A 16850-nucleotide genomic window follows, 5' to 3' on the forward strand; every position below is an offset into this window, starting at 1 on the left:
TCTTATTTTAGGGCTTATTAGATGCTACACCGATATGATTAAAATAAGTGCTCACAGTTTCAGGTATCCAGTTGATATCAAATCTTGATTTTTTATAAAGATGCGGCGATTTGTCTTTATCAGAGCGATAACGAATAAAGCCCACATGCCCGCCATGCTCAGTGTCTAAGATAGTGACACTGTCAGACACATCGTTTGGCGTGGCGGTAAAACCAAGGAAGGGGTCGTCTTTGGCACTAATAAGTAACAATGGTTTCGTTACTTTTATTAAATAAGGCAGGGCTGATGAGGCTTGATAGTAGTGGTTATTAGAGCGGTAGCCGTGACGCGGCGCGGTAAAGATATCGTCAAAGTCACTGATGCGATTGACCGCTTTGATCGAGTCGATCTCTTCTTTGCTGATGTCATTGGCTAAGGCTTTTTTGATAATCGGGTTGAGCAAATAAGGGGTGTAAATTCGATGGCTCAAAAAGCTGTGCATACTAAGCGCCGCTGATGACATATCAACTGGCGCAGAAATCACAGCCGCGCCTTGGCAGATTGCTTTGTCAACATATTCGCCCATGTATTTCGCCAAAGCATTGCCGCCCAGTGATACCCCAACTGCATAAATATTGGCGTACTGTTGACTTAGGTTTTGCAGCGCGTGATGCACCTCATCGGTATCACCCGCATTATAAAAAACCCGACCATTAGCAGGAATGCCGCCACAACTGCGGAAGTGCGCCACCACAAAGTGCCAGCCTTGCGCATGTATTTGATGCGCCAAAGCACGTGCATAATGGCTATCGCTGCTGCCTTCCATACCGTGGAATAGCACGATTAATGGCGTTTGCTGACGTCCGCCGTTTTCTACGGTGGCGATAGGATGCGCATCATAAAAGTCATAAGCAATATCACTTTCATCCAATGAGTCTTTTTCGACCACACGGCGATAAGTGGGTGCTTTAGGGGCAAAAAACTTAGGCAAGATGCTTTGTAGATGTGGATTGGTTAGCCAAAAGGGTGGTTTAAAAGGCGCTGGAGAGAAGGGTTGGCTCGGTTTTGAAGTTGGCGAATTTGAGGTTGGCATAAAGGTATCTTATTTAATGGGCGTTAAAATCATCTTTAACAATCAGTGCCTTATCATACCCATGCCAGTTATCAAAACCAATAAGATTTAGTGAATGCTCAGTGAACGCATGGTTACTCATTCACTTTTTCGATTCATCTAATACGCGCCCATCCATCGCCAGACGTTCTTTTAAATGGTCGATATCTGCCTCAGCAATCGTCACGGTCAATGTCACTTGTTTACTATAAGCGACATCATCAATGCTACCGTTTAAACTGTCGACCACATAGCGGCATTGTGCTTCGGTCGCAAACTCTGCCAATATCTGCACTTGCGCCATCGGCACATAAGGGCTTAAATCCATCTCATCGACGACTGCTTGCGCTGCGCCTGCATAAGCACGGGTTAGACCGCCTGCGCCCAGTTTAATACCGCCAAAATAACGCACGACGATGATAATGACGTTACCGATCGCTTTATGCTGCAACACATTTAATATCGGGCGACCTGCCGTACCATTTGGCTCGCCATCATCATCAAAGCCAGCACTGGTAGTGTTATTAGGGTCACCAATGATATACGCCCAGCAGTGGTGGCGCGCATCGGCATATTGCTCGCGTAGTTGTTCCACGTGAAACATTGCCTGCTCACGCGAGGTTACAGGATAAGCGTAAGCAATAAACTCGGATTTTTTAATTTCTAAGCGCGCAGTGACAGCACGTTTTAGCGTTTGATAGCTCATATTTCATCAGGTCTAGGTTGGATATGGTAAACTTGTCTAACTTTCACTGTCGTCCATATTGGGTGCAGTGTTCATTTAATTTTTTATTATAGTACCACTTCTGACCCATGAAGATAGCGGACAAGCTCAGTGTGAGTGCTGGTGTCGTTAGCTGCTACGGTAAAGTAGGTATCATCAAACGAATGGTAGGCAATATATGCGTCTAGATAAATTTTTGAGTAAAGCCACTGAGCTATCGCGTAAAGAATCCAAAAAAATTCTGCACGCTGGTGAAGTAACGGTAAACGATCAGGTCATCAAAGACCCAGGCGTCCACGTCGATGTGGTCAATGACGATGTGATTTGGGCAGGCGAGCCATTATCGGTCGCTGCGGGCAGTCGTTATATTCTATTGCATAAGCCTGAAGGCTTTGAATGTACGCTGAAAGTAAAAGAGCATCCAATTGTCACTGAGCTGATTGCGGTGCCAGAGCTTGGTAGCTTGCGCATTGCAGGTCGCCTTGATGTTGATACCACCGGCGCATTATTGATGAGTGATGATGGTAAATGGTTGCACCGTGTCACCAGCCCTAAGCATGAACATGCCAAAATTTATGAGCTGACTTTAGCAGATGCGATGGATGAAGCGGCGCAAGCCAATGCCGTCAAAGAAGTCGCTGAAGGCATCCTTTTAGAAGGCGACCACGAAGAAACAAAACCTGCTGTTCTCGAATTCATTGACGAGACCCATGCACGTTTGACCCTTGAGCAAGGTAAATATCATCAGGTAAAACGGATGATGGGTTACTTTGGTAATAGAGTGGTTGAGCTGCATCGCGCTAGTGTCGGTCATATTACTTTGGAAGGATTAGAGAAAGGCGACAGTCGCTTTTTAACACCTGAAGAAGTGGCTAAGTTCTAAGTTTTTCATCTTGAAATGAACTCGCAAGCACTTCTTTACAATCAGCAGCCACTTCACGTGTGCTGCTTTTTTTGACCGTAGTTTTAACCATAGTTTTTAACTATAGTTCTTATCTATCACTTTTACCCTGTTATGTCTCGCGTGCACACTGTGTTGCCTATCTCTTAAAGCTCAGTAGCAGTTTTGCAAAATTGAGCCGTTAAACCTTTGCAAAAGTATTCCTTGTGCTAAAGTCTGCCTATCTTTTTTTAATCTATTTTTTTACATAATATCGTTATTTTTATTAAAGGTAGTTATTGTTAGAAACCGATATTGTTAGAAGCGAGTATTATTAGAAACAGCTATTCTTAAGATGAGTGTTGTTAAAATTAAAGGGTATTAAAAATCGTTGTTACTGAAACGCGCTGTTATTAAAAGCTGTTTTTGTTAAAACCAGATAGGACTGTCTCTGTGAAATCATCTCTATTAAAATCCGCCAGTTTAATTGGCGCCATGTTATTGGCAACCACCGCCTGTGCCCAGTCTAGTGATACTGCCGCTACTGACCAAAAAGCTAGCCAGAGTACTCAAAATACAAAAGCTGCTGGCACTGTTAGCAAGTCTGTTGACAGTCGCTTGCGCCAATTGCTTACTCAGGCAGGGATCAAAACACAAATTAGCTCTATTGTGCCGTCCAACTTACCCAATATGTATCAAGTCAATTTGGCGGGGCAGTTGCCTTTGCATATCACTGAAGATGGCAAATATGTCATTCAAGGCGAGCTACAAAAGAATCCAAGCAAGCGTGTAGTTACCAAGACACCAGCGCGTAGCACCAGTGCGCAGGCAGGCAAACCTGTCAGTGCGAGTGTCAAAGCTGATATATTGGCGAATATGGATGCGCTGAAAAATATGAGCACTAAGACGCCGTTCTTTTATACTGCAGTGCCAGGCGTGATTTGGGGTGCGACATTAGAAGGCGTGCCTTTTCTACTATCGGATGATGCACAATATATTACTGATGGCGAGATTTCTGTCATCGAAAATGGTCAATTCATCGGACTCGATGAGCAGTTTGAAAAGCGTAAAAATCAGTCTGTGTTTGCGACTTTAGATGAAAGCCAGCTGATTAATTATCCAGCGACCGGCCCTGAGAGAGCGGTTATTTATGTGGCCAATGATGTCAACTGTCCTTATTGCCGCCGCTTGCATCAACAGCTTCCAATGCTTAATGCCAAAGGTGTGACGGTCAAAACCATTGGTTATCCGATATACGAGCAGTCCCCTGAGCAAATGCGTGGCATTTGGTGCCAAGGTGACGAGGAAAGCCGCCGTAAAGCTTTTGATAAAGCAATGTTGCAGGGTGAGATGACACCTGCACCAGCAAGTTGTAAAGCCGATCATGTGACGCCCAATCGTGAAAAAGCAGCGGGGCTTGCGGTGATGGCAACGCCTGCTATCTACCGTGAAGATGGCGTGCTGTTTCAAGCGAGCTTTGAGAGTCCTGAATTTTTAGAATTTTTGGGCGTACAGTAGCTCACATAGATGTTTAATAAAGTTATGAATAAAAAATGTATTAAGAGATGACATTCCTTAATATTAATAAAAAACCGCCACATAAGTAATCTATGTGGCGGTTTTTTATTGCCTCTAACCGTTAGGGGTAGCAAGTCTATTGTGGCAACACGATATCAACGATTTTCCAACCAATTAAACCGTTACGCTGCATCTCGATGGTGAGCGGATAACCTTTTACCTGACCGCTAATAGTGAAGCAATTAATACCGCAATAGCCCAATGTTGGCTTGTCACTGTCCGACCCTTGCGCTACCTGTTGCTCCAGTTCAGCGGCTTGTTTTTTCATGATTTGCTGCATTTGGCTTTTGACCACTGCATCCACATCACCGCGCTGGATGATAAGATTTTGAATCAAATTTTTGAGATCGACTTGATTACTGGCAATTGCCCATGCGGCGGCCAACTCTTTAGTTGCGGTATTGGCCTGACCTTGGGTATCGATGACTTTTTCGATGTTTTGCGGTGTTATAGCACCATCTACCGCCTGCGTGATAAAACTATTGGCAGCTTGGGTCAATGGCTCGCCGCCCAACTCAGCGACCAATGGATAATCGGCCATAGTCGCCGTAAACTGACTGGTGAGTTGGTTTTGGATACTAGGTCGCACCTGCTCATAGTCGATCGCTGCTGCGATGGTCGTGCCGTCTTTGGCATCGTAGGCATTTTTAAGCTGATAAGCGCTGTAATAGGGCGAGCCTGCATAGACAGCGACGGCAATGACGATTAATAAAATAATCAGCTTCTTCATAAAAATCAAACCCTTATCGCAAAACAAAAACGTAATGATGGGCAGATTTAATACTGGTGAGTATAAATCTAAAAACCCAAAAATATAGCGATAAATATTAGCATGGCTGAGCCTTTTTAAGGTATGAAAACCTTTGTTCATTCCTTAATAAAACCTTTTTGTATGGCCAAGCGCACTATAGTGGATACTTTCCCTGCCTAAGCGCTTGATAAATCACCATAGCATCTCCATAAATAGCGCAAACTTTTAATAATTGATTTGGCTAAGCAGCATCCCGCCGTATTCGCTTGTAAGATTCATAGCAGTATCACCTCTTTTCTCTCACTATTTATGATGTTTCATGTGAAACCTTTGAGTGCCATAGTGAGTCGTATTAAGATGGTGGTTGACTAGAACTACTGAATCGACTGTCCGGTGGACTGTAAAGACGATAGGAGAGCCCATGAGTAAGCGCGATTTTTATGAAGTATTAGGTGTGAGCAAGACCGCTGAAAGCAAAGAAATTAAGCGAGCTTACCGCAAGCTGGCTATGAAATATCACCCTGACCGTAACTCTGATGATCCAGATGCTGAGGATAAATTCAAAGAAGCATCGATGGCTTACGAAGTACTAAGCAGCGAAGAGAAGCGCTCTGCTTATGATCGCATGGGTCATTCAGCCTTCGAAAATGGCATGGGCGGCGGTGGCTTTGGCGGTGCAGGTGGTGGCAACTTCCAAGACATTTTCGGTGATATCTTCGGCAACTTCGGCGATATCTTCGGTCAGCAGCGTGGCGGTGGACGTTCGCGCCGTGGTTCTGATTTGCGTTACGTCATTGAGCTGACGCTAGAAGAAGCGGTACGTGGCTGTAAAAAAGAAATCAGTTTCACTGCGCCTGCGCCTTGCGACACGTGCGATGGTAAAGGGGCAAAAAATGCCTCTGATATCGTGACTTGTCAGACCTGTCATGGACAAGGTCAAGTGCGTATGCAGCAAGGATTTTTTGCCGTGCAGCAGGCTTGCCCACATTGCGGCGGCACTGGTAAACAAATCAAAAATCCGTGCTCTGACTGTCACGGTAATGGCGTTAAAGACAAATCACGTACGCTAGAAGTGTCTATCCCAGCGGGTGTTGATGATGGTGATCGCGTCCGTCTAGCAGGCGAAGGTGAAGCGGGCGGCGCGGGTGTCCAAAACGGCGACTTATACGTTGAAGTACGCGTAAAACCGCATAATGTCTTTACCCGTCAAGGTGCGGATCTGTATATGGATGTACCTGTGAGCATCACCGATGCAGCACTGGGTAAAGAGGTCGAAATACCAACCCTAGATGGTAAAGTGAAAATCAAGGTTGCAGAAGGCACGCAAAGTGGTAAGTTGCTACGTGTGCGCGGCAAAGGCGTGACGCCAGTACGCACCACCATGAAAGGTGATTTGATTTGCCGTGTGGTTATCGAAACCCCAGTGAACTTAACTCGCGAGCAAAAAGACCTGTTGCGCCAGTTCCAAGATACGCTCGACGGTGATAGAAAGCATCAGCAGTCGCCACATAAGAAGTCATTCTTTAAAAAAATTGGTGACTTATTTGATTAACTGAGTTATTTTACTCACCCGTTTGGTTAAATGACTAGATACAAAACCCCCAGTGTTTCACATGAAACACTGGGGGTTTTTATTGACGTTATAAAAAACCATTCAGGTGGTGATATTTGCTAAACTTAGCATCATAACATTTAAAACCTTTCTTATTAATATAGAGCTTTTAGGGTAAAAATATGAGCCAACAGATAACAGCGCAAGAAAATACAAATAAACGAGCCATCAAAGTCGGGGTTATTGGTGCTGGTGGTCGTATGGGGCGTATGCTAATAGAAGCGGTACAAGACAACTCGAAAACGATATTAAATGCCGCGATAGAACGTCAAGGTTCAAGCCTTGTTGGTGCAGATGCTGGCGAAGTCGCCGCTATCGGTCGCTTAGAAGTGCAAATTGTCGATGATTTAAAAGTTGTCATTAATGACATCGATGTACTGATTGACTTTAGCTTGCCTGATGCCACTGAGCAAAATATGCAGATTTGCGCGGCAAACAATGTCGCGATGGTTATTGGGACGACAGGGTTCAATGAGCAGCAAGAGCAAGTATTGGCAAAAGCCAGCGAGAAAATTGCGATTGTCTATGCTGGTAACTATTCAACAGGTGTTAATCTGTCATTGAAATTGCTCAACATGGCAGCGAAGGCATTTGGCGAGGATGCCGATGTAGAAGTCATCGAAGCCCATCATAAGCATAAAATCGATGCGCCATCAGGCACAGCATATATGATGGCAGAAGCCGTGGCAGAAGCTCGTGGACAGAATCTAAAAGACGTCGCTGTTTATGGCCGCGAAGGACAAACGGGCGAACGCAAAGCAGGTACTATTGGTATTCATGCCATTCGCGGCGGTGAAATCATTGGCGATCATACCGTGATGTTTATTGCCGATGGTGAGGTGGTTGAAATTACCCATCGTGCCCGCGCGCGTATGACTTTTGCCGCGGGTGCTGTGCGTGCCGCGACTTGGGTTATCAAACAAGAAGTCGGGCAATATAATATGCAGGATGTATTGGGTTTGAATGAGTAAGGCAAGATTTAGATAATCTACTTATAAGCGAGATGGCAATGACAGATAACGCTAGTATCACTATTAAAAACTTTAAGAGCTATAAAGAAGCCACCTTACCGCTGTCATCTTTGACTTTACTGATAGGGGCGAATGCGTCAGGTAAAAGCAATGCTATTGAAGCGTTTCGTTTTTTAAGTTGGGTGGCTGGTGGCGAGCGCTTATCTACGCTCAAAAATAGGGTTAACGATAGTGATAAAGTCGTTCGGGGTAGTGTTAAGGACTTGGCTTTTAACTCAATGGATCAATTTTCATTAATTTTTCAACTCGAAGAAGATTTTGAGTATGAAGGTGTTTTTGAAGTAAGTTCAAATAGTATCGAACTCAAAAGTGAGGTGATACGCTCAAGAGAAGATAAAGTATTTATACTAAAATCGCTAATATATCCTTACTTTTCTGAGTTTTCTAAGTTTTACTCTATAGATTTAGTAGACGCAGTAAATGAGATTGCAAAACGCAATAATGGATTAAATAACTTCCTCAGTTCTAATCTAAATGATCAAATTACTATTTATAAAAATAAAGATAGCGATATCTCTGAGTTTCTCATGGTTGATAAACATACCGCTATTTTAGACCATCTTGAAGAGGGAAAAAATAAAGCTTGGGATGATTTTGATAATATTAGAGAGTTTTTAAAACAGTCTTTTTTCTTTGATTTTGTACCAAATAACATGCGTATTGATAGTATTGCAGATAACATTTTAAGACCAGATGGCTCTAATATCGCTGGAGTTTTATATAATATCTGCGAAGAAGCAAAGAACAAATCTAAGTTATTGTTATTAGTTAAAAGCTTACCAGAACAAGATATTACGGATATTAAATTTTACAAAGATCATCGCGGTCGTATTGAGTTTGCTCTAGTTGAAAGCTTTGGGAGTACTTCTGTTGAACGTACAATGGATTTACTATCAGACGGTACGTTAAAAGTATTGGGCATTGCAGCTGCCCTCCTTTCTGTGCCAGAAGGTTCAACAGTAGTCATTGAAGAGATTGATAATAGTATTCATCCCACACGAGCGCATATTATTTTAAGCTTACTGCGTCAGTATGCCGAAGAACGTAAGCTTAATTTGTTACTATCGACGCATAATCCTGCGCTAATGGATGCCCTACCAGATGAAGCCCTCGCAGATGTTGTATTTTGCTATAGAGACCCGCAAGAAGGTGATAGCAAGTTGATGCGGTTAGGAGACTTAGATGATTATCTTGGCTTAGTCGCTCAAGGAACGCTTGGCGACTTAGTTACTCAAGGTATTGTCGAGCGCTTTGTAAAACATCCAATCACATCAGAGCAGCGTAAAAAACAAGCATTGGATTGGCTAAATCAGCTACAGGGGGCTGATTAGATGGCAGATATTTGTATATTAGATACCAGCATAATATTAAATATATTGAATGTTCCGAATAAAAATCAGAATAGAGTCGAGGTTTTAGATGAGTTTAAAACCTATGCTGAATCGAACTGTCGATTTATTATTCCTTTAGTAGTGGCAGTAGAAGTCGGTAACCATATCAGCCAAAATGGCAATGGAGATACACGCCGAGAAATTGCTAAACAGTTCGTTGATATGATGCAAAAAACGTTTGATGGTAGCTCGCCATTTGAGATTAGCAATTTTGACCTAAAGTTAGAATGGCGTAATTGGATTAATGAGTTTATTGTCAGAGCTGGCCAAAATAAAACTGCTACTAAACCGAATGAAGGTATGAGCCTGACAGATTTATCTATCATTAAAGAATACGAAGACATTCAAGATAAAAACAAAGCCAATAGAAATAAGCACGTGCAGGTATTTATTTGGTCACTTGATTCGGACTTAATACATTATGGTCACTCCTACTAAAGCAATAAAAGTAGTTCTACTAAGCGTTATTGTGTTCTCAACGCTCAATATCTCAGCACAAGCAGCTACTTTTCAAACCTACGTCATTGATACCTATGGTGGTGATACATTATTACCTGCTGTTCGTCAGCAACTGAATAATAATCGTGACGGCGGTACAGTTACTACCTATCAAGACAAGTTAGTGTTGCATACGACAGCCGCTAACTATCAGGCGGTACAGCAGTTATTGACTCAGATTGACGGTCAGCCACAGGCATTGACGGTCGCTGTGCGTGTTGGCAATAATAGCAGCGTCCAAGGTAATATTGAGCAAGGGCAGGTCATTATTAGCAATCGTGGTATTCAAGGGTCAGGGATTATTCATCAAAGCAATAGCCAACAGCAAACAAATAATTTATACCAAGTACAAACCTTGTCAGGTAGTGCCGCCAGCATCAGTACAGGGACGCTTTATGCGCTGAATCAAACCTACGATGTAAATCGTTATACAAATTATAAAAGTCCTTCAGTACAGATTGTCATTCAACAGCAGGTATTGCTACCAACGACGCAAGGCATCACGGTTACGCCAAGATTATTACCGACTGGTCAAGTCGAAGTAACATTGTCACAAGTTGAAGAAAAACTCGCACGCTCCTATTCAACTTCTCAGAAAAATAGTAATCATGCCATTCAAGGTCAACGATTAGACACGACCATTATTATCCCACGTGGTCAATGGGTAACTATCGGACAAATCTCTCAAAGTAGCCAAAATCAACGCGCAAGTGATGGTAGCAATCGTGCCATTGATAGTACTAAAAACACACCAATTTGGATAATGGTGCAGTAGTCTTGCATTCACTCATATTATTTTTGGCATAAAAAAGGCGCGATACTGTGATGAGCATTATCGCGCCTTTTTATCGACAATAATCTATTGCAGATTAGTCAACGTAGATCACTTCTAACGGTGGAAAACCATTGAACTCAATAGATGAATACGAGTTAGTATACGCACCCGTGGTCAACCAAAAGATTTTATCACCAATCTCCAGCTCTTCTGGCAATTGATAGCCCGCTTCTTCATACATGATATCGGTCGAATCACAAGTAGGACCTGCCAGTACCACAGTGCCTTTGCTGGTTGATGTTTCCATCTTAGGCGTATAAACCGGATACTTGATGGCCTCTCCCAAGGTCTCGATTAAGCCTTGGAATAAGCCCACATCGGTATACACCCAACGCGTTAAATCCGTGTGCGATTTACGCGAGATAAGCACCACATCACTGACCAATACGCCCGATCCACCAACCAATGAACGACCTGGCTCAAGGATAATCTCAGGCATATCTTCTTCACTATAGTCGTCTGTCAAATAACGAGTGATCTCTTCAGCGTAGACTTTTATAGGGTTCACTTCACTGATATAGTTGGCTGGAAAGCCGCCACCCAAATTGATCATTTGTAGCTTAATATCTTCTTCGTTTTTCATCCAGTCAAACATGTATTTGACCTTGGCTAGTGCATCATCCCAAGCGGCAACGTCTTTTTGCTGACTACCAACGTGGAATGAGATTCCATAAGGCACTAGACCCAAATCACGAGCTTGAATCAACAGCTCAATCGCCATATTGGGATGACAACCAAACTTACGAGACAATGGCCATTCAGCGGTCTCAGAGCCTTGTACTAAGATACGCACAAAGATTTTTGAACCAGGGGCGTGCTTGGCAATATTTTTTAGATCCGCTTCTGAGTCGGTCGCATACAAGTCAATACCTTTTTCAAAGGCATATTTGACATGCTCCGCTTTTTTAATGGTATTGCCATAAGAGATACGCGATGGCTCAACGCCGCAGTCTAATACGCGATCAAGCTCATAGATGGAGGCACAATCAAAGTTCGAACCAAGATCAGCAAGCAAGTTAATCACTTCAACAGCAGGACTGGCTTTCATTGCATAATGGATTTTAGCATGGGGAAAAAACCCAACCATTTCATGATATTTGGTTTTGATACGGCTAAGGTCCACGACCAAAAATGGCGTCTCGCGACCTTCAGCAGCTTGAGTGAATTTCTGCCAGCCGGCAGGGTCAAAATATTGGTCAATTTTGATCATGGTCATGGTAGGGAACCTTTAATAAAGACAGTAGGTGTTAAAGAGTAAATGCTCGAATCACGTCATTGTCATCTCACATTAGTGTCATCACGCATCTCACAGGTGATAAAACCTTGCGTCCATGCTGATTAAATGACGTAAAAATAGCTTAGATGATGAATGGACTAAGAATGGCTGGGCTGCGGCTGTTTATCCGCCATTTGTTCGCCTTGTTTTTCGCGTATTTTAACGATTTTACGCACTTTATCGCGAGCACGAGTTTGCTTGAGACGTGATAAATAATCGACGAATATGACCCCATTTAAATGATCCATTTCATGTTGGATACATACCGCGAGTAAGCCTTCTACTTCTTCATCGATTTTTTGACCATTCTCATCTAAGGCTTCAATACGCACTTTGTTCGGGCGCTCAACACTATCATAGACTTCAGGTACGGACAAACAACCTTCTTCATAGGGCTGTTTCTCTTCTACCAATGGTGTCACCTTTGGATTGATAAAAACTCTAGGGCTATTTTTATCTTCAGACAGATCCATAACGATGAGCTGAATATGACGATCCACTTGGCTTGCCGCCAAACCGATACCTTGTGCCTCATACATCGTCTCAATCATATCAGCGATTAAGGTTTTGATTTCAGCAGTCACTTCCTTAACAGGCGTAGCAATAGTACGCAGGCGCGGGTCTGGGTAATTTAAAATAGGGAGTAAAGCCATAACGCTCACCTCAATGATAGGGATAAAATAGGGTTGATATTATAGGATAAATGGGGACAAAAGTAATGCTTATCAATACTTTCGCACAATTATTGCTTTTTATCATTGTAAAAAATCAAGGAGGTCGCTTTTATTATAGGCATAAAAAAGCCCTGCAATTCGCAAGGCTTTTTGATTTATATAAGCTAGATTAGATGTAATCTGACTTGCATAAGTAGAGTTGCTTTTTAGTAAATTGAGTTTAGTGGATCAAGTCACTTCTGATTCATTAAAGTCACTTGGGGCAACCAAAACATCTGACCAAAAGTGCAAAGTTATGCGCCACGTTTGCTCATAATCATCTCATAGATAAATAACAGGATGATCGCACCGATTACTGAGAATATCAAACCAGTAAAGCCGCCATCAGCATTGATACCGATAAGACTAGCTAAGAAGCCACCTAATAAAGCACCGACGATACCCAATACAATGGTCATTATCCAGCCCATCGGGTCGCTACCTGGCTTGATAGCTCGTGCCAATAAACCTGCAACCAGACCTACAATAATCATCCAAATAAAGCTCATATTATTCTCCTAATTTATTATCATTTATAATAGTTAATCAATTTTGATAAGCTCATTGTAAGCACTGTATAGACGTAAAGGTAAGCGCGAAATGTTACCAGTGTATGAGCTATGTGAGGAAAATCGTAGATTTGCTAATATGCAGGTAGAATAGGTAAATGAAAGGTTACAAAGGTAGTGAAGTCGAAAACGCCGTCTATATATTAAAGCATTTTTGGATATCAACGCTCCCTAGTGTTGCTCCTCTCTACAGTAATTGCAAGTAATCGGAAAAAGCTGATCATAAAAAAACGTTGCTCATTTATAATAAGCAACGCTCTTATTTAACACCAGAAATAAACCAGCTAGATTATTTGTTATGTAGCTTTATTAAGTGGCTTTATTACGTAGCACAGTTAATAAGCGTTGATGAATACCTTCAAAACCGCCATTCGACATAATCACAATGGCGTCACCCGCTTTTGCATGCGTGTCGATATGCTCGATGATAGCATCGATACTAGAGAGCACCTGTTGGTTGCCCATGTTAGGATTTGCGCTATTGGCATTTGCAATGACTTCTTTTAAACCCCACTCCAGTCCTGTCGGCTCATACCATAAGGTATGATCGGCGAGAGCAGCAGACTCAGCCAAGCTGTCTTGATGAATGCCCATTTTCATGGTGTTACTACGGGGTTCAATAATCGCCCAAATGCGTCTGTCTACCAGTTTCTTCTTGGCACCATCTAAAGTCGTAGTAATGGCTGTAGGGTGATGAGCAAAATCATCAAAGACTAAGATATCATTGACATCGCCAAGCAGCTCCATCCGACGTTTAATGCCAGCAAATGCTGATAACGCCGCGCACGCAGTTTTTACACTGACGCCGATGTTATAAGCTGCTGCGACAGCAACCAAGGCATTATTGACATTGTGAATGCCGCTCATCGACCAATCGACGACTCCCGTGGCTTCTTTATCAGCAATATCAGCCGCAAAACTAACCGCAAATTGACCACCATCTTCGCTGATAAGCTCAGCCTGCCATTCGCTGTTATTGTCTAAATTCTCATCTTCTACATTAGTAGCGTTTGCTGCTGAATCCAGTACGGCTGTCCGCCAAACGGGTGTCCAAACCCCTTTCGCTAACGTCTCCTCTAAGCTGGTAGTCGCTGTAGGCATAATGATTTTGCCCATGCTTGGAATCATGCGCACCATATGATGGAATTGGGTCTGAATAGCCTCAAGATCCGCAAAAATATCCGCATGATCAAATTCTAGGTTATTTAAAATAGCCGTACGCGGACGGTAATGAACGAACTTTGAGCGCTTATCAAAAAATGCAGAATCGTATTCATCCGCTTCGATAACGAAATAGCCAGTATTTACCGAATCGTCATTATCAATTTTGTCCGCACCCAAATAACTGCTGTGAGCGAAGACGTGCTGTAAATGCTCATCAGTGGTATCAACCAGTGGCACACCGCCGATTAAAAACCCAGTGTCGATACCCGCATAGTGCAATATCCAAGCGAGCATAGTCGTCGTCGTGGTTTTACCGTGAGTACCGGCAACGGCTATCACATGACGCGATTGTAATACCTGCTCAGATAAAAACTGTGGTCCTGAGGTATAGCGTAGACCTGTATCCAGCATATATTCGATGACATCCATACCGCGCTTCATGGCATTACCGACGACGACTAAATCTGGTGCTGGTTGTAAATGCTTTACCAGATAGCCTTGCTCAATGGTCACGCCCGCGTTTTCCAGTTGGGTGGACATCGGCGGATAAACGTTGGCATCTGAGCCCGTGACCGTATGCCCAAGCTCGCGCGCTAGCAATGCCAGTGAGCCCATAAAAGTACCACAAATACCAAGAATATGAATATGCATAGACGTTCCGTACGAGCTTAAATTAAAAGAATAAAAATGGAGCATTATCCCAAAAGTTACCGATATTAACTGTGGTGTATTCTAGGATACGCTCAACCTAATGATCATCAGTCTTGGCTATAATTAAAATATCATAAATGGTGACAGCGTTAACCGTGCTTCATGTACCAAACGTACTATTGACGCCCGCTTGCCTTATCTCTACTTTATATTGCTTCGACCCTATATTCTGTCACAAAAACAGTATAGGTTCGCCAAATAGCAGCGTCGAAAACAAGTCCTTATTGTAAAGTAAACACTGCATGATGACCAATAAAAAACGCCCAACAAGTAGGCGTTATTAAAAGGATGGTTTTGCTCATTGAGCATCACTATATTCAGAGCACCTAAAATTTAGAGCCTCTAAATGTTTATGCGGCTATTTTATTATTTACGCGACAGGGTGTAGTCATTGTTAGGTTTTTTATGTTCATCCATTAAGACAAGATGATTGTCTTGAATATGATACGCTTCAATGTTTTTGTCTTCATAGACAATCGTAATCATATCATTGTCTTGACGATAAACACCAGGCTCAAACAGGGGTACATTCGGCATTTCGGGATTGTTATCTATACTGGTTTTTAGCACTGAACCATCAGCGAACAAATTCAATGTAATATCAGTGCTATCACAAGATTTACAGGGTACCATGCCACCATAATCGCCCATTAACGTGGCTTGTAACGTGCCATTACCCGGCTCTGAGCGTGTCAGCGATTGATGGGGATATGTACCGTTACTCGATTGGGCAGCCGCGATCAGCGATTGTCCTTCTGACACTTTATCTAGCTCACTACCCGCATTTAATAGATTGGTCTCTGGCAAGTTCTCTGCGCTAGCTTGTGCGCTGTTCTCTTCTACATGATCGATAGGGGCGACCTTAGTCGTCATACCTTTATCGCCGCTAGACGAGGTACTATCACAGCCGATGAGCAGCACACAGAGGGGCAGCGCTAGCAAACAACGACCACCGCGTTTGAGGATAGTTAGCGTGTTAGAACAAGTAGGCAAAAAATATATCATGGTCACACCAAAAAACAGTTTTTTAATAGTCATTCCAAATGATTATCGACACTATCGACAACTCAATACGTTGTCAAAAAGGAAAGATAATAGGAAGGATAAATGTTTAAATTAGAGTAGAAGACTACGAGACTACAAGTGCCATCTGAGGCTAGGCGGCGAGAAGAAGCTATCGGTAGCCTATCGCCAATCAGTCAACAGTGATGGATATTTAAAACGCTATTTTACCCATCAAAAAGCAAATAAACTGTGTCAAGATATCAAAGGTTAAAGATATCTCTGTGGCCTTTTTGTTATGATAGGTTTAGCCATGAGCTAAGAATAATGGTTTAACATTGATAGATATGACGAACCAAAATTATCGGAGATATTTAATAGTGGCTCATTAAAGAACAGACGTTTAGTAATAAACACGCCTGTTCGTTTGGAAAAATGGATATAGCAAAAACGAAGGATATAGCAAAAAGCAACGTATGGGCTAATTCGCTATCAAGCAAGGCGGCTAGGGGCAACAGGTCGTAAAATGCGCCATAATATCAACACGTGTACCACCAATAGCAGAATAAATAGAATCAAAGATTGTTCAGGAATACTTAGACCCATAAATGTCCACTCAACAGAGGCACATTCGCCAGAACCTGCAAAAACTTCTTTAAATACTTGCAAAATCGGTAGCGTATCTAACCAATAATCCAGCCCTGGGCCACAAGAAGGTACTTGATCGGCAGGTAGATGCTGTAGCCAAACATGTCGTCCAGCCACGGCGGTCGCCCAACCGATACCTGCTAAGCTACCAAGCCACAATACCAGTCTAACGGCCTTAGATTTAGGATTGAATAATGCCGCTATCAAAGCAAAACTGCCCATGATTATGAGGCCAATACGCTGAAAAATACACAATGGGCAAGGCGAAAATCCCATATAGCGCTGTAGAAAAAACAGCGCAAAACTCATACCTATTACGGCTATTATCACCAAAAATATTTGCAAATTGCGGTAAGTGGTCAGCTTTAGCATCGGGC

16 protein-coding genes are annotated in these 16850 nt (G+C 42.7%); 7 read left to right on the forward strand and 9 right to left on the reverse strand.

Annotated features, from left to right (window positions below; genetic code table 11):
• Window positions 1-7: 7 nt before the first annotated feature.
• Both C8D84_RS04925 and C8D84_RS04930 read right to left on the reverse strand, forming a co-directional pair.
• Window positions 8-1072 carry a YheT family hydrolase gene (locus C8D84_RS04925; RefSeq protein WP_109590517.1) on the reverse strand — a complete coding sequence of 355 codons (1065 nt, stop codon included), beginning with the start codon at window positions 1070-1072 and terminating at the stop codon, window positions 8-10.
• A 121-nt stretch (window positions 1073-1193) separates the two neighbouring features.
• Window positions 1194-1796 carry a YigZ family protein gene (locus tag C8D84_RS04930; protein WP_109590519.1) on the reverse strand — a complete coding sequence of 201 codons (603 nt, stop codon included), beginning with the start codon at window positions 1794-1796 and terminating at the stop codon, window positions 1194-1196.
• A 196-nt stretch (window positions 1797-1992) separates the two neighbouring features.
• Between C8D84_RS04930 and C8D84_RS04935 the strand changes: the two genes are divergently transcribed.
• Together C8D84_RS04935 and C8D84_RS04940 are read left to right on the forward strand one after the other, a co-directional pair.
• Complete coding sequence (locus C8D84_RS04935) at window positions 1993-2697, forward strand: pseudouridine synthase (protein ID WP_045442943.1); 705 nt, start codon at window positions 1993-1995, stop codon at window positions 2695-2697.
• A gap of 450 nt (window positions 2698-3147) precedes the next feature.
• Window positions 3148-4212 carry a disulfide isomerase DsbC N-terminal domain-containing protein gene (locus C8D84_RS04940; RefSeq protein WP_109590521.1) on the forward strand — a complete coding sequence of 355 codons (1065 nt, stop codon included), beginning with the start codon at window positions 3148-3150 and terminating at the stop codon, window positions 4210-4212.
• Between the two features lie 136 nt (window positions 4213-4348).
• Here C8D84_RS04940 and C8D84_RS04945 read toward each other — a convergent pair whose 3' ends face one another.
• On the reverse strand, window positions 4349-5143 hold the full coding sequence (locus tag C8D84_RS04945; protein ID WP_228244474.1) for a DUF2939 domain-containing protein: 795 nt from the start codon (window positions 5141-5143) through the stop codon (window positions 4349-4351).
• A gap of 301 nt (window positions 5144-5444) precedes the next feature.
• Between C8D84_RS04945 and dnaJ the strand changes: the two genes are divergently transcribed.
• The 5 genes from dnaJ to C8D84_RS04970 all read left to right on the forward strand — a co-directional run bounded on the left by dnaJ (window position 5445) and on the right by C8D84_RS04970 (window position 10330).
• A complete protein-coding gene (dnaJ, locus tag C8D84_RS04950) occupies window positions 5445-6575 on the forward strand; it encodes a molecular chaperone DnaJ (RefSeq protein ID WP_109590523.1) in 1131 nt (376 codons plus the stop codon).
• Between the two features lie 182 nt (window positions 6576-6757).
• Window positions 6758-7606: a 4-hydroxy-tetrahydrodipicolinate reductase gene (dapB, locus tag C8D84_RS04955; protein ID WP_109590525.1), complete on the forward strand. Its 849-nt coding sequence runs from the start codon at window positions 6758-6760 to the stop codon at window positions 7604-7606.
• A 38-nt stretch (window positions 7607-7644) separates the two neighbouring features.
• Window positions 7645-8997 carry an AAA family ATPase gene (locus tag C8D84_RS04960; RefSeq protein WP_109590748.1) on the forward strand — a complete coding sequence of 451 codons (1353 nt, stop codon included), beginning with the start codon at window positions 7645-7647 and terminating at the stop codon, window positions 8995-8997.
• Window positions 8998-9495, forward strand: coding sequence for a PIN domain-containing protein (locus tag C8D84_RS04965; RefSeq protein WP_109590527.1), 498 nt, complete (start codon window positions 8998-9000; stop codon window positions 9493-9495).
• Entirely contained in the window at window positions 9479-10330 is an 852-nt protein-coding gene (locus C8D84_RS04970) for a hypothetical protein (protein ID WP_109590529.1), read from the forward strand. The genes C8D84_RS04965 and C8D84_RS04970 overlap by 17 nt, the downstream gene beginning before the upstream one ends.
• 94 nt (window positions 10331-10424) lie before the next feature.
• On the opposite strand, the gene C8D84_RS04975 is transcribed toward C8D84_RS04970, so the two are convergent.
• The 6 genes from C8D84_RS04975 to C8D84_RS05000 all read right to left on the reverse strand — a co-directional run bounded on the left by C8D84_RS04975 (window position 10425) and on the right by C8D84_RS05000 (window position 16845).
• Entirely contained in the window at window positions 10425-11600 is a 1176-nt protein-coding gene (locus C8D84_RS04975) for a type III PLP-dependent enzyme (protein ID WP_109590750.1), read from the reverse strand.
• Between the two features lie 164 nt (window positions 11601-11764).
• On the reverse strand, window positions 11765-12319 hold the full coding sequence (def, locus tag C8D84_RS04980) for a peptide deformylase (RefSeq protein WP_045442956.1): 555 nt from the start codon (window positions 12317-12319) through the stop codon (window positions 11765-11767).
• A gap of 314 nt (window positions 12320-12633) precedes the next feature.
• Window positions 12634-12888, reverse strand: coding sequence for a GlsB/YeaQ/YmgE family stress response membrane protein (locus C8D84_RS04985; RefSeq protein ID WP_109590531.1), 255 nt, complete (start codon window positions 12886-12888; stop codon window positions 12634-12636).
• A 369-nt stretch (window positions 12889-13257) separates the two neighbouring features.
• Window positions 13258-14763, reverse strand: a complete 1506-nt coding sequence (mpl, locus tag C8D84_RS04990) for a UDP-N-acetylmuramate:L-alanyl-gamma-D-glutamyl-meso-diaminopimelate ligase (RefSeq protein ID WP_109590533.1) — start codon at window positions 14761-14763, stop codon at window positions 13258-13260.
• A 426-nt stretch (window positions 14764-15189) separates the two neighbouring features.
• Window positions 15190-15828 (reverse strand): copper resistance protein NlpE N-terminal domain-containing protein, encoded by a 639-nt coding sequence (locus tag C8D84_RS04995; RefSeq protein WP_109590752.1) that lies wholly within the window; start codon window positions 15826-15828, stop codon window positions 15190-15192.
• A 489-nt stretch (window positions 15829-16317) separates the two neighbouring features.
• Window positions 16318-16845 (reverse strand): disulfide bond formation protein B, encoded by a 528-nt coding sequence (locus tag C8D84_RS05000; RefSeq protein WP_109590535.1) that lies wholly within the window; start codon window positions 16843-16845, stop codon window positions 16318-16320.
• Window positions 16846-16850 lie beyond the last annotated feature (5 nt).

Origin of the sequence: Psychrobacter immobilis (assembly GCF_003148585.1) — a bacterium.
Lineage (GTDB): Bacteria > Pseudomonadota > Gammaproteobacteria > Pseudomonadales > Moraxellaceae > Psychrobacter > Psychrobacter immobilis.